The following is a 12534-nucleotide window of genomic DNA, read 5'->3' as shown; positions in this document are numbered from 1 at the left end:
CACTTGCGGCCAAGGTCGCCAATGGTAGCGCCATCGTCCCCAAAACACTATGCATCCAGAGGTACTGGTTCGTACCCACTCACGCATGAACCCGGGGGCCGTCGCTTGCGCGTGGAACGGAAAGCGGGTGTCGGGCCAATCGCCGACTTTGGCCAGCGTTCTGTATCACAATGCGGCCACCGGCCACTGGTCGAAACGGTTTCGGAGTCAGTGCTCGTTCCATGCAAACACAGCCCCACATCGATCAAGACGCCCCACCGGGGAATAGCGTTCTTCTGGAAGCGGTCAAACTCGCGCTGGTGTATGCCGCGGTTGCCAGTCTCTGGATACTGTTTTCAGACCAGGCAGTGGCGGCCCTGTTCACCGACCCACAGACCATGACCACGGCCTCCATGGTCAAGGGCTGGCTGTTCATTGCGGTCACGGCAACGTTGCTCTTTGGCCATGTGCACACCATACTGGGTAAGCTACAGAGCGCACTGCGGCAGACCCGGGCCCACGCGCAGGAATTGCAGCGCAGCGAGACGCAGCTGCGGGCCACGCTCAATGCATTGCCCGACCTGCTGTTTGAAGTGGCCTACGACGGAACGATCCTGGCCCACCACTCCAATCGACACGACCTGCTGGCCGCACCACCGGACATGTTCATCGGACGTCGTTTCTCCGAGATCCTCGCCCCCGATGCGACAGGTGTCTGCCAGCAGGCTCTTCTGGAAGCTGCGCAAGACGGTAGCTCATCGGGAAAGCGTTACTCCCTGGACCTGCCCCAGGGCGAGCACTGGTTCGAGTTGTCGGTTGCCCGCATGCGCCAGGTACCTGCCGCAGACGAGGATCATTACATCATGATCGCGCGGGATGTGACCCTGTTCCATACACAGCAACGCCAGCTCGAACACCTGGAGCATTTTGACCCTGTCACCGATCTGCCGAATCGCCTGCTGCTGGGCGACCGCCTGACCCAGGCCATGCACCATGCCGTGCGTCGCAAGCAGCATGTGGCAGTGGCCTACCTGGACCTGGACGGTTTTCAGGCCATCAACGAACGCCATGGGCGCGGGGTCGGTGACCAGCTGCTGATTGCACTGGCCAAGCGTTTCAAGCAGATCATGCGCAACGAGGACAGCCTGGCGCGCATCGGTGGCGACGAGTTCGCGCTGGTGTTTGTCGACCTGGACCAAACGGACGAGGCGCAGCCGATCCTGGAGCGGTTCATGCGTGCCGTGACAGAGCCCGTCTGCATTGGCGACTTGCGCATGGAGGTCACGGCCAGCGCCGGCCTGAGCTTCTACCCCCAGGCAGAGTCCATCGATGCCGACCAGCTGCTGCGCCAGGCCGATCAGGCCATGTACCAGGCCAAGCTGCAGGGCCAGGGGCAAGTGCACTTGTTCGACAACGCCAGGGACCATGACATCCGTGGCCACAACGAGTTCCGTGAACACCTGCGCCTGGCCCTGCAGCGCAATGAATTCGTCATGTACTACCAACCCAAGGTGGACATGGCTGCGCGCCGGGTCATCGGCATGGAGGCGCTGATCCGCTGGCAGCATCCGGAACGGGGCCTGCTGGCGCCCGGCGCCTTCCTCCCCGAGATCGAGGACGATGAACTGGCAGTGACCCTTGGCGAGTGGACGCTGCAGAGCGCCTTTGTGCAGCTGGCCGCCTGGCGTTCCGAGGGGCTGCGGGTACCTGTCAGCGTCAACATCGGGGCTCGGCAGCTGCAATCACCCGACTTCTTCGCCAAGTTTTCCGAGCTGGCGTCCCGGTTTTCCGACGTGGCGCCGTCACTGATCGAGCTGGAGATTCTGGAGACAAGCGCGCTGCAGGACCTGTCCCTGGTGTCGGCGGTCATCCAGGAGTTCGCTGCGCTGGGCGTCGGCTTCGCGCTGGACGATTTCGGCACCGGCTATTCCTCCCTGTCCTACTTCAAGCGCCTGCAGGTTCCCACCATCAAGATCGACCAGAGCTTTGTCCGCGACCTGCTGCGCGACGCGCATGACCAGGCCATCATGCACGCGGTGCTGGGCCTGGCCAAGGCGTTTGGCCGCACCGTGATCGCCGAAGGCGTCGAGACCGCTGACCACTGCGAGCGGCTCCTGGCCATGGGTTGCCCTCTGGGCCAGGGCTACGCGATCGCGCGCCCCATGCCTGCGCACTTGGTTCCCCAATGGGTCCGGGAATACGAAGACAGCCTTCGCCACTAACTTTTAGGTGCCCACACAGGGCTCAGTGCTCCCGCTGCAGCGCAGCGCCACGCCTGAACCCGTGGGCGGTGCAGCCGTAGCGTTGCCGAAACGCCCGGTCCAGCGCGTCGACCGAAGCGAAGCCACATTGCGAGGCGAGCTTTTCGAGCGGCCAGTCGGTTTGCCGCAGCAGGGTGGCGGCATGGTCGCAGCGCACCTGGTTCACATGGCGGGCCGGCGTGGTGCCGGTTTCGGCGAGAAAGCTGCGGGCAAAGTTGCGTGGGCTCATTGCCACCCGTTCGGCCAGGGCCTCGACCGACAGGTCTTCACACAGGTGCCCCTGGATCCAGGCCAGCAGCTCGCGCATGCGCTTGCTGGCGTCGGCCTGTGCCAGCAGCACCGGGCTGAGCTGCGGCTGCTGTTCGCCACGCAGGCTCAAGAGCGCCAGGTTGCGGGCGATGCGCACGGCCACCTCACGGCCGCAGTCTTCCTCCACCAGGGCCAGGGCCAGGTCCATGCCGGTGGTCACGCCCGCCGACGTCCAGACCCGCCCATCGCGCACAAAAACCCGATCCTGCACCACGTGCGTGTCCGGACACAGGCTCTGCAGCATGCCGCAGGCATTCCAATGCGTGGTGCTGCGCAGCCCATGGAGCACACCGGCCGCCGCCAGCGCGAAGGCGCCAGTACAGACGCTGGTGACACGGCGCACCTGCGGTGCCTGCGCAGCCACCCACTGCCCCACGCCCGCCTCCAGGATGGCGGCACGCAGGTCCGCCTCATCGCCGCCCGCCACGATCAGCGTGTCGATGGGGCCGCTCCAGCGGTCCAGCGCCAAGGTGTCCGCCAGCACCAGGCCGGCGTTGGTGCGCACGTTGCCGCCCGCGGGCGACACTGTGGCCAGGCGGTAGCTGCCCGGCACCAACTCGCCCGCCTTGGCGAACACACTGCACGGGCCAGCCACGTCGAGCACCTCGACCCCGTCGAAAGCCAGCAATACCACCTGGCGTGGCGCAGCAGGGCCACTGTGGATGGCAGTTTTCGCGGTGGATTTGTCCTTGTGAGGCATGGCACGGCTACCTAAGCTCGTGGCAGTGCAGCACTGAACCCCGTACTACCCACCACAAACCATGAAAATGACAATTCGCACAAGTATCGCCGCTCTGGCCTGTGTTCTGCTGGCCGCCCTGGTCCTACCAGCCCGCTCCGGGCCCACGCCCCCAGGTACCCACCAGACCTACGAGGAATTTGTCCAGGCCGTCAGGCCGGCGCGCGGCACCGCCGTGGTCGCCATCCTGGCCCATTCCGCGGGCACCGAGACCACGGACTTCCTGGTGCCCCACGCGCTGTTGCGGCGTGCCGGGGTCGAGGTCGTTGCGGTGGCGCCGGTGGCTGGTGCCATCCCGCTCATGCCTGCACTGCAGGTACAGGTGGATACCGACTTTGCAGCCTTCGACAAGCGCTACCCCTCCGGTGCGGACTACGTGATTGTTCCCGCCCTGCACCGCAGCGACGACCCCCAGGTACTGGCCTGGCTGCAGGCCCAGCAGCAGCGTGGCGCCACCATCATTGCCGTGTGCGCCGGCGCCCAGGTGCTGGCAGCCGCCGGCTTGCTCGACGGCCGGGGATTTACCGGCCATTGGTGGGACCGCAAGGCACTGGCGCGCGCACCCGGCGCCCGCCACGTCCCCAACCAGCGCTACCTGGCCGATGCAGGCGTGGTCACCACCACCGGCGTCAGCGCATCCATGCCTGCCACCCTGGCGCTCATCGAAGCGATCCAAGGCGCTCCCCGTGCGGCCCAGCTGGCCAACGAACTGGGCCTGCCGCATTGGGGCATCGAGCACGACAGCGGGCGCTTCAGCCTGGACGCGTCGGCCGCCTGGACCACGGTGGGCAACACCTTGGCATTCTGGCGCCACGAGACCGTGGGCTTGCCGGTACACGACGGCGTGGACGATGTGGCGCTGGCGCTGCTGGCCGACGCCTGGTCGCGCAGCTACCGCTCCCAGGCCATTGCGCTGGCCCCCCGCCCCGTACGCCTGGCCAGCGGCCTCACGCTGCTACCCGCAGAAAGCGCCCAGGCCACATGGACCCTGCCGGTGGCGAACGAGCCCGCGGCCTGCCAGCTCGACCGCACGCTGGATGCGATGGCCCACCGCTATGGGGCCGCGACCAGCCGCTGGGTCGCCACCCAGCTGGAGCACATCCCCACCACCCCGGCAACCGCCGCCTGCACCCCACTGGCCTCCAGTCAGTCGCTATCACTTCAATAGCTGCTTACGCAATATTTATGAGGGCTAGTGCCGATATTGAACCTCAACAATCCGGCCGGGGCGGTACAGGAAAAGAATAGGCACCGCCTGCAGTTTGGCGCGAAATCACAACTCGGTGGCGCCATACAGGAATTGCTTTTCCGCCCGGTCGCCCTACAGTCGCTCCATTACCGCAAACCGATGGAGAGAGACGATGCGCCGATGGAATGGATGGGGCGACGACGCCACTTCGATGGACCTGAACCCGGGTGCCCGCGCCATGATGGCCGAACGGCTCGGCCCCGGTCATCCGGGCCAGGATGCCGACCGCAAGAAACTGCTGAAGAAGGTTCCGGCCAGCCGCCTGCCCAAGCACAACCTGATCCAGCTAGATGCCGACACCCGCTTCGCCATGGCCTTTGGCGAAAGCTACGGCGACTGGATCCGCAAGCGCTTCGGTGAAGTCCCTCCGGTGCCCGATGGCGTGGCCTTTCCCGAAAGCCGCGAAGACGTGCGCACGCTGCTGAACCTGGCGCAGCAAAACGAGTGGATCGTGATTCCATTTGCCGGTGGTACCAGCGTGGCCGGGCACCTGGACTGCCCGGTGAGCGAGCGCCCCATCCTGTCGCTGAATCTGAGCCGCCTGAACAAACTGCAGGACTTGGACACCGACAGCCAGCTGGCCACCTTCGGGGCAGGTACTGCAGGACCCGACATCGAGGCCCAGTTGCGCCCGCATGGCTACACCCTGGGGCATTTCCCACAGTCCTTCGAGTATTCCACCGTGGGTGGCTGGGTGGTGACCCGCTCCAGCGGCCAGCAGTCGCTGCGCTATGGGCGCATCGAGCAGCTGTTTGCCGGCGGCCACATGGAAACGCCGGTAGGCCCGCTCACCATTCCCACCCTGCCCGCCTCCAGCGCCGGACCGGACCTGCGCGAAGTGGTCATGGGCTCGGAAGGCCGCTTCGGGGTGCTCACCGAAGCCACTGTGCGCGTCACCCCGCTGCCGGGCCATGAAAGCTTCCACGCCATTTTCCTGCCCGATTGGGATTCCGCCGAGAACGCCGTGCGCACCCTGGTGCAGCGCAAGCTGCCGCTTTCCATGATGCGCTTGTCCAATGCCATCGAGACCGAAACCAACCTCACCCTGGCGGGCCACGCCACGGTCATCGGCGCCATGGAAAAGTACCTGGCCCTGCGGGGCTGCGGCGAAGGCAAATGCATGCTCATGCTGGGCGTGACCAGCGACGAGCGCACCGCCAAGTTCGCGCTGAAGGAAGCCCGACGCCACCTGGCCTACTTCGGCGCGGTCTACATCGGCACCGCCATGGGCTCCAAGTGGGCGGCCAACCGCTTCAAGGGCCCCTACCTGCGCAACACCCTCTGGGACGAGGGCTACAGCGCCGACACCATCGAAACGGCGGTGGACTGGCCGCGCGTCAAACCGCTGATGCTGGCCATGGAGCAGACCGCCCGCGATGTGTTTGCCGAATACGGCGAGCGCGTACACGCATTCACCCACCTGTCGCACATGTACCCCCAGGGCAGCAGCATCTACTCGCAGTACGTCTGGGCGACGGCCCCGGGCGGGTTCGCGCCCAACTTCGAGCGCTGGCAGAAACTCAAGGCCGCTGTGGCACGGACCATTGCCGACCATGGCGGCACGGCCAGCCACCAGCATGGCATCGGGCGCGACCACGCCATGCACCTGGACGTGGAGAAGGGGCCGCTGGGCATGGCGACCCTGGCCGAACTGTGTCGCCACTTCGACCCGAAGAAGATCATGAACCCCGGCAAGCTGCTGCAGGACGGTGGGCCATGGGCGAAGTGAACATCGGGCCGGCGGCACGCAGCCAGCAGCTGGCGCAACTGGAGTCGCAGACCTGGGACCTGGTGGTCATCGGTGGTGGTATCACCGGCGCAGGCGTGGCCCAGCAGGCGGCCCGGCGCGGCTGGAAGGTGCTGCTGGTGGAGCAGCGCGACTTCGCCTGGGGCACATCCAGCCGCTCCTCCAAGCTGGTGCACGGGGGCTTGCGCTACCTGAAGGAAGGTGACATCAAGACCACGCTGCATTCGGTGTGGGAACGCGAACGCCTGATGCGCGAAGCGCCGGAACTGGTGCAGCCGCAAAGCTTCCTGTTTGCCGACTGCAAGGGCCGCAAGCCCGGGCGCTGGCTGATGCAGACCGGCCTCATGGTGTACGACCTGATGGCCGGAAACCACCAAGCGGGAGGCGGCCACTTCTACGCCAACCTGGCCCGCACACGCACGCTGGAGCCCGGACTGAACCCTCCGGCCTTGCGCGGTGCCCTCGTGTTTACCGACGCCAAGACCGACGATGCCCGGCTGGTGCAGCGCGTGCTGCTCGAAGCTCAGGGCGACGGCGCCTTGTGCCTCAACTATGTGGCAGCCGAAGCGCTGGAGTTGGAACATGGACAAGTCAGCGGCCTAGCATTGCGCGACGCCGTGCAAGGCGGGCGCTACCGTGTCCGCGCCCGCACCGTCGTCAATGCCACCGGCGCCTGGGCCGACCGACTGCGCGCCGACCTGGGTGCCAAACCCCTGTTGCGGCCACTGCGCGGCAGCCACCTGCTCATTCCGCACGAACGACTGCCGGTGCAGCACAGCATCAGCATGATGCACGTGAAGGATGGTCGGCCGGTGTTCCTCTACCCCTGGGAAGGCTGCACCCTGATCGGCACCACGGACCTGGACCACCGCGGCGACCTCAACGTGGAAGCGAGCATCACGAACGCCGAGGTGGACTATCTGCTCGACGCCGTGAACGACCAGTTCCCGCAGGCACACATCGGCCGCGATGACATCATTTCCACCTACGCTGGCGTGCGCCCGGTGGTGGACGACGGACAGGCAGACGCCAGCAAGGCCACGCGCGACCACGTCGTCATGGATGAGCGTGGCCTCATCACCCTCACCGGCGGCAAGCTCACGACCTTTCGGCTCATGGCACAGGATGCAATGGCGCTGGCGGCGCCCCATGTGGGCAAGGCCTTTGCCCGTGACAAGGGTGTCCTGTTCACGGCATCTACACATCGCCCCACTTGGAGCCCTGCCGTTCGCCAACGGCTGGCAGCGCGCTACGGCAGTCGCGCCAACGCCTGGGCTGCTTCGGTAGCGCCCCAGGAGTTGGAGTTCATTCCCGGGACCCACACCCTGTGGGCCGAGCTGGGCATTGCCGCCCAATGGGAATCGGTGGTGCACCTCGATGACCTGCTGCTGCGCCGCACCCGCCTGGGGCTGTTGCTGCCGCTTGGCGGTTTGGACCACGTGGAGCGCATCCGCGCCCTGGCAGAACCCTTCCTGCAATGGGGCGACGATGGCTGGTGCGCCGAACTGGCGCGCTACCAGACACTGATTGCCAAGCACTACGCGCTGCCTGCACACTAAGCAAGAACACCGGAGACAACGGACCATGAGCAAGAGCTACATCCTGGCCATCGACAACGGCACGCAAAGCGTGCGTGCTCTGCTGTTCGACCTGCATGGCAATCTGGTCGACAAGTCCCAGGTCAGCATCGACACCTACCAGTCCCGCGAGCCCGGGTGGGTGGAAAACGATGCCGAGGCCTTCTGGCAGGCCCTGTGCACCGCCTGCCAGCGCCTGTGGGCCAATACCACGGTGCCCAAGGAACTGGTGGCGGGCGTGGTCATCACCACCCAGCGCGGCACCCTGGTTCCGCTGGATGCCCAGGGGCAGCCACTGCGACCTTTCATCATCTGGATGGACCAGCGCCGCGCACAGCAGACAACCCCACTACCCTGGTGGTGGGAGGGCGCCTTCCGCCTCATCGGCATGCGCGGCACCATCGACCATTTCCAGCGCGAGGCCGAGGCCAACTGGATCGCGCAGAACGAGCCAGAGATCTGGAAACGTACCGACAAGTACCTGCTGCTCTCGGGCTACCTGCACTACCGCTTCACGGGCCGCTTTGTCGATTCGGTGGCCAACCAGGTCGGCTACATCCCCTTCGACTACAAGAAGGGTTGCTGGGCGCCCGACTGGGACTGGAAGTGGCAGGCCATGCCGGGGATCAAGCGCTCCATGCTGCCCGATCTGGTGCCAGCCGGAACGCCCATTGGCAGCGTCAGCGCGCAAGCCGCGCGCGACACCGGCATCCCCGAAGGCCTGCCCTTGATCGCCGGAGCCGCCGACAAGGCCTGCGAAGTCATCGGAGCGGGCTGTCTGACACCGGAGGTCGCCTGCCTGTCCTACGGCACGGCGGCCACGATCAACACCACCACCGCGAAGTACGTGGAGGCCACGCCGTTCATACCGCCCTACCCGGCGGCCGTCCCTGGCCACTACAACACCGAGATCCAGATCACGCGCGGGTTCTGGATGGTGAGCTGGTTCAAGGAACAGTTTGGCCTGCACGAACAGCAGATTGCCCAGGAGCGTGGTGTCGCACCGGAGAGCCTGTTCGACGAACTCGTCAACGCCGTGCCCCCCGGCGCCCAGGGGCTGATGCTGCAGCCCTACTGGAACCCGGGCATCAAGGTGCCCGGCCCGGAAGCCAAGGGCGCCATCATCGGCTTTGGCGACGTGCACAAGCGCGCCCACCTGTACCGCGCCATCCTCGAAGGCCTGGCCTATGCCTTGCGGGAGTCCAAGGAGCGCATCGAGCAACGCAGCGGCCGGCGCATCACCCGTGTGCGGGTGTCGGGTGGCGGTTCACAGAGCGATGCGGCCATGCAGATCACCGCCAACGTATTCAACCTGCCGGCCGAGCGCCCCCACCTGTACGAGACCAGTGGCTTGGGCGCCGCCATCCTGGCCGCTGTGAGCCTGAAGCTGCATCCGGACTTTGCCACCGCAATCCGCGAAATGACCCGCGTGGGCCAGGTCTTCCACCCGCAAGCCCAGCACGCAAAGACCTATGAAGCGCTGTACAGCCAGGTGTATCGGCGCATGTATGCGCAATTGCAGCCGCTGTACAAGGCGATTCAGGACATCACCGGCTACCCCCAGCGCAACCGCTGAATGCCCCGGGAATCACCTGGTGCACTTGCCAGCCTGGCATGCGGTACTGCGCTGGCGGATGAAGTCGCCGTACTTCATGCCCATGCTGCCCATCTCGGCACAGATCGCGGAGTCGCCATCGAAGGCAAAGCCTTTGGCACCAGCCGCGTCGAATACTTCCACGCGCTTGAGCCCCATGGCATTGAAGGCCGCAGGCTTGCGCCACTGTTCGGCACAGATACCGTGGTAGATGAAGGTGAAGTAGCTCAGTTCGGAAACGTCGGCCTTTTCCAGCTGCACGCGCAACACACCGTCTTTCATGGCAGCCTGCTTGACCTGGTGTGCCCCCAGGTAGCTTCCCAGCGGCTCGGGCACGCCCGACAGGGGCGCCGAAGCCTGCGCAGACCATGCGGCACTCAGCAGCAGCGCAGCGAAGAGCCTTTTCTTCATGGCAGATCTCCATTGGAAGTCAATCTGCCGAGGCTAGCGCGAAAATGCCCAGTCAAGCCTTCTGCACCGGGGCTAAAAGTGACCGGAATTGAACCAGGTCAACACGGCAGCTGCCTACAGCCGTCCCTTGGCACGCAGCCGTTCCAAGGCCTCCTTGGCCTGTGGCTGGGGATTGCGCAACATATACAGCACCATGCCGTAGCGCGACGCGAAAACCTGCGGCTGGTCGGTATCCAGCAGGCGTTCGAAGTCGGCAACAAAATCCCATTGCCCCCAGTCACCCAGGTCCGAGGCGGCAAACCCTGCCCGTTGCGGATTGGCGCCGACGAAGGAGCGAATGGCCTGGCTGGCCGCACTGCGGTTCAGGCGCTTGCCGTCCGCCACGTGTACACGCATCGCCAACAGTGCCGCCTGCACTTCGTCATCGGCGCGCGCCGGGGCTTGCAGGTAGTTGCGCACCAGCCATGCCAGCCCGGCCTCGCCCTGCAGTTCCAGCACGGCAGCCATCCAGGCGGCGTTGGCAGCCAAGGGGGCGCGGCTGGACCGCGCGAGCAAGTCCCGCTGAATCTGTACCGCGGCCTGTGCGGGTGCCACAAAGCCGAACATCAGCGCATACAGGGGCGTTCGATCGACCAGCGCGGGTTGTGTCAGCCAGCGCTGCAGCGGCAGGCCTGCGAAATGCCGGGCTGCCGAGCGCATGGCGCCCAGCGGTGCATTCGACAGTTCCTCGTATGCCACCTGGGCCACGGCCTGTACCGGGTTTTCGAGGTCCGGTGCAAAAAAAGTGAATCGGGCCTCCCAATCGGCATCGGCTGGGTTGGCATCGGGCGCGCGACGCAAGGCAATCAGACGCGCAACCCAGGTGGCACGCTGAACCGGCATCTGGGCCATCACCCGCCAGCTGCCGCCACTTTGGGCCAACAGCACCGACGCGCCCGACGCGGGTACCGATCCGTCCTGCGCTGCTGCCACGTCGCGCAATGTTGCACCCGCATCCACGCCGTGCACTGGCGCGGTGACACTGAAGACCCCTGGCTGGCCCGTGGCACGCGCAATGGCCACCGCCTGCGACTTGAAGAGGCGCTGGGTCAGCGTCTGCTCGGCGGCCGAGGGCGCGCAGATGGCGCACGCCCATGCCTGCAGGCCCATGGCTGCAAAGCCGAACGCCACAGTAACCCCACGCAACCACCGCACCCAAGCCCAGCGAGACGCCATATTGATCTCCAACGAAGGCCACGCAACCCTGCGCACGCCGCATAATCCGAAACTCTGCCACAAACGGCAACTGATACCACAAGAGGAGACCCGATGAACATCAAGCGATGCCTCGTTGCCAGCGCGCTGGCGTTGGCCGGCGCACAGGCCCTTGCCTGGGGCAACCACACCATTCCCACGCTGCGCGCACTCGAGCAGATGCCCGAACTGGTCAAGGCCGCTCCTGTCAAGGTGGAAACGCTGGAGAGCTTTCTGAAGGCCGAGGAAAAGACCATCGAAGCCTTGCTGGCCAGCCAGGAAGCCTGGGCAGTCGCCAATATCGAGAATTATCCCAAGCGTCCCGACGCACTGGCGTTTGCAGCCAATCCGCAACGCAGCGACGATGCCCGGCGCATGGCCTTCCTGATGGCCCTGCGCGTGGCGCCCAACAGCAAGTTCGCGCTGTTCTACCAACCGGACCCCGCCAAAGTGCTCCCCGAAGGCACGCCGATGGTGAAGTACAGCGATGTCAACACGCTGCCCGAGCCTTCCAAGCACAACTATCGCTTCGTTGCCCTCAAGCCGGGAGACATGGTCCCACCGCTGGCGGTGGTGACCACGGCCGCCGACGAACCCGACTATGGCCTGGACATCAACTGCTGGAGTGACAGCCCGGCCGATTGGGGCAAGGTCTACAACTTCGGCAACCTCCCTTTCGGCAACCCCGCCCTGCCTTACTCCACGCAGGCACCGTTCCACATGGGTTTCTTCCACGAAAGTGGCATCCTGTACGCTGCGGCCCCGTTTATCCAACGGACGTTTCCCCTGCTGCGTTCCTACCAGTACTGGTCACTGGCGGCGCTGGCTTTCCGCACCGGACACCCTTACTGGGGTTGGCGTTTCGCCGGCATTTCCCTGCACTACATCCAGGACCTGACCCAACCCTACCATGCGCGTCTGGCCCCTGGGGTGTCGACGCTGAAGCTGTTGGGCGCCAACATCCTGGCAATGGCCGGCATGACCGGCCTGAAGGATGAGACCATCGTCCTGCTGTCGAACCGCCACCTGGTGGTCGACAAGTACCAGAACGAGAAGAACTTCGCCGGCGCCAAGGATCCGGCCGTGGACCCGCTGGAGAAGGCCCTGGCCGACACCAGCCAGGACGGGAAATACCCCGCATGGAGCGACCGTTACGTGCGCGATGTGGTCACCAAACAATCGTCCGAATACGCCGATCGCGTTTCCGAGCTCATCGCGCAGTCGGTTCCGGCGAAATACGTGGGCGATCCCAAATTTGATTTCGGAACCCAGGAAGCCAACATCAGCCTGATCGACGTCCTTTCGCAATCCGATCCGAAAGCGCGGGATACGCTGGACTCAGCCATCGCCGAACTGCTGGCGAATTTCGGTGCCCACACCCGCAATGAGATCCGAAGCATCCTGAAAGCCTCGTCTCAGCAATAAGTAAGCAAAC

Annotated in this window: 9 protein-coding genes; 6 read left to right on the top strand and 3 right to left on the bottom strand. The window is 65.3% G+C overall.

The features are described from left to right. The first annotated feature begins 221 nt into the window (after positions 1-221). Entirely contained in the window at positions 222-2201 is a 1980-nt protein-coding gene (locus RQP54_RS15545) for a putative bifunctional diguanylate cyclase/phosphodiesterase (RefSeq protein ID WP_315679299.1), read from the top strand. 22 nt (positions 2202-2223) lie between these two features. On the opposite strand, the gene RQP54_RS15540 is transcribed toward RQP54_RS15545, so the two are convergent. Beyond that, positions 2224-3249: a GlxA family transcriptional regulator gene (locus RQP54_RS15540; RefSeq protein WP_315679298.1), complete on the bottom strand. Its 1026-nt coding sequence runs from the start codon at positions 3247-3249 to the stop codon at positions 2224-2226. A gap of 67 nt (positions 3250-3316) precedes the next feature. Between RQP54_RS15540 and RQP54_RS15535 the strand changes: the two genes are divergently transcribed. From RQP54_RS15535 to RQP54_RS15520, 4 genes are all read left to right on the top strand, one after another. Next, positions 3317-4456, top strand: coding sequence for a DJ-1/PfpI family protein (locus RQP54_RS15535; protein WP_315679297.1), 1140 nt, complete (start codon positions 3317-3319; stop codon positions 4454-4456). Between the two features lie 193 nt (positions 4457-4649). Continuing rightward, positions 4650-6266, top strand: coding sequence for an FAD-binding oxidoreductase (locus RQP54_RS15530; RefSeq protein ID WP_315679296.1), 1617 nt, complete (start codon positions 4650-4652; stop codon positions 6264-6266). Then, the gene (locus RQP54_RS15525; protein ID WP_315679295.1) at positions 6254-7843 is read left to right on the top strand and encodes a glycerol-3-phosphate dehydrogenase/oxidase; all 1590 of its coding nucleotides are present in this window, start codon (positions 6254-6256) and stop codon (positions 7841-7843) included. The genes RQP54_RS15530 and RQP54_RS15525 overlap by 13 nt, the downstream gene beginning before the upstream one ends. Positions 7844-7868: 25 nt before the next feature. Beyond that, positions 7869-9437, top strand: coding sequence for an FGGY-family carbohydrate kinase (locus tag RQP54_RS15520; protein ID WP_315679294.1), 1569 nt, complete (start codon positions 7869-7871; stop codon positions 9435-9437). A gap of 12 nt (positions 9438-9449) precedes the next feature. On the opposite strand, the gene RQP54_RS15515 is transcribed toward RQP54_RS15520, so the two are convergent. After that, positions 9450-9866, bottom strand: a complete 417-nt coding sequence (locus RQP54_RS15515; protein ID WP_315679293.1) for a hypothetical protein — start codon at positions 9864-9866, stop codon at positions 9450-9452. Positions 9867-9980: 114 nt separating this feature from the next. After that, positions 9981-11081, bottom strand: a complete 1101-nt coding sequence (locus RQP54_RS15510) for a hypothetical protein (RefSeq protein WP_315679292.1) — start codon at positions 11079-11081, stop codon at positions 9981-9983. A 93-nt stretch (positions 11082-11174) separates the two neighbouring features. Here RQP54_RS15510 and RQP54_RS15505 point away from each other — a divergent pair, with 93 nt between their 5' ends. After that, positions 11175-12524: a hypothetical protein gene (locus tag RQP54_RS15505; RefSeq protein WP_315679291.1), complete on the top strand. Its 1350-nt coding sequence runs from the start codon at positions 11175-11177 to the stop codon at positions 12522-12524. The last annotated feature ends 10 nt before the right edge of the window (positions 12525-12534 follow it).

Source organism: Curvibacter sp. APW13, from assembly GCF_032337135.1.
Taxonomy (GTDB): Bacteria; Pseudomonadota; Gammaproteobacteria; order Burkholderiales; family Burkholderiaceae_C; genus Allorhodoferax.
This window is presented reverse-complemented; position numbering and strand designations above follow the sequence as displayed.

Bases quoted from the DNA above. Each gene is read 5' to 3' on its own strand.
- RQP54_RS15545 (WP_315679299.1), top strand. From the start codon at position 222: ATGCAAACACAGCCCCACATCGATCAAGACGCCCCACCGGGGAATAGC.
- RQP54_RS15540 (WP_315679298.1), bottom strand. From the start codon at position 3,249: ATGCCTCACAAGGACAAATCCACCGCGAAAACTGCCATCCACAGTGGC.
- RQP54_RS15535 (WP_315679297.1), top strand. From the start codon at position 3,317: ATGACAATTCGCACAAGTATCGCCGCTCTGGCCTGTGTTCTGCTGGCC.
- RQP54_RS15530 (WP_315679296.1), top strand. From the start codon at position 4,650: ATGCGCCGATGGAATGGATGGGGCGACGACGCCACTTCGATGGACCTG.
- RQP54_RS15525 (WP_315679295.1), top strand. From the start codon at position 6,254: ATGGGCGAAGTGAACATCGGGCCGGCGGCACGCAGCCAGCAGCTGGCG.
- RQP54_RS15520 (WP_315679294.1), top strand. From the start codon at position 7,869: ATGAGCAAGAGCTACATCCTGGCCATCGACAACGGCACGCAAAGCGTG.
- RQP54_RS15515 (WP_315679293.1), bottom strand. From the start codon at position 9,866: ATGAAGAAAAGGCTCTTCGCTGCGCTGCTGCTGAGTGCCGCATGGTCT.
- RQP54_RS15510 (WP_315679292.1), bottom strand. From the start codon at position 11,081: ATGGCGTCTCGCTGGGCTTGGGTGCGGTGGTTGCGTGGGGTTACTGTG.
- RQP54_RS15505 (WP_315679291.1), top strand. From the start codon at position 11,175: ATGAACATCAAGCGATGCCTCGTTGCCAGCGCGCTGGCGTTGGCCGGC.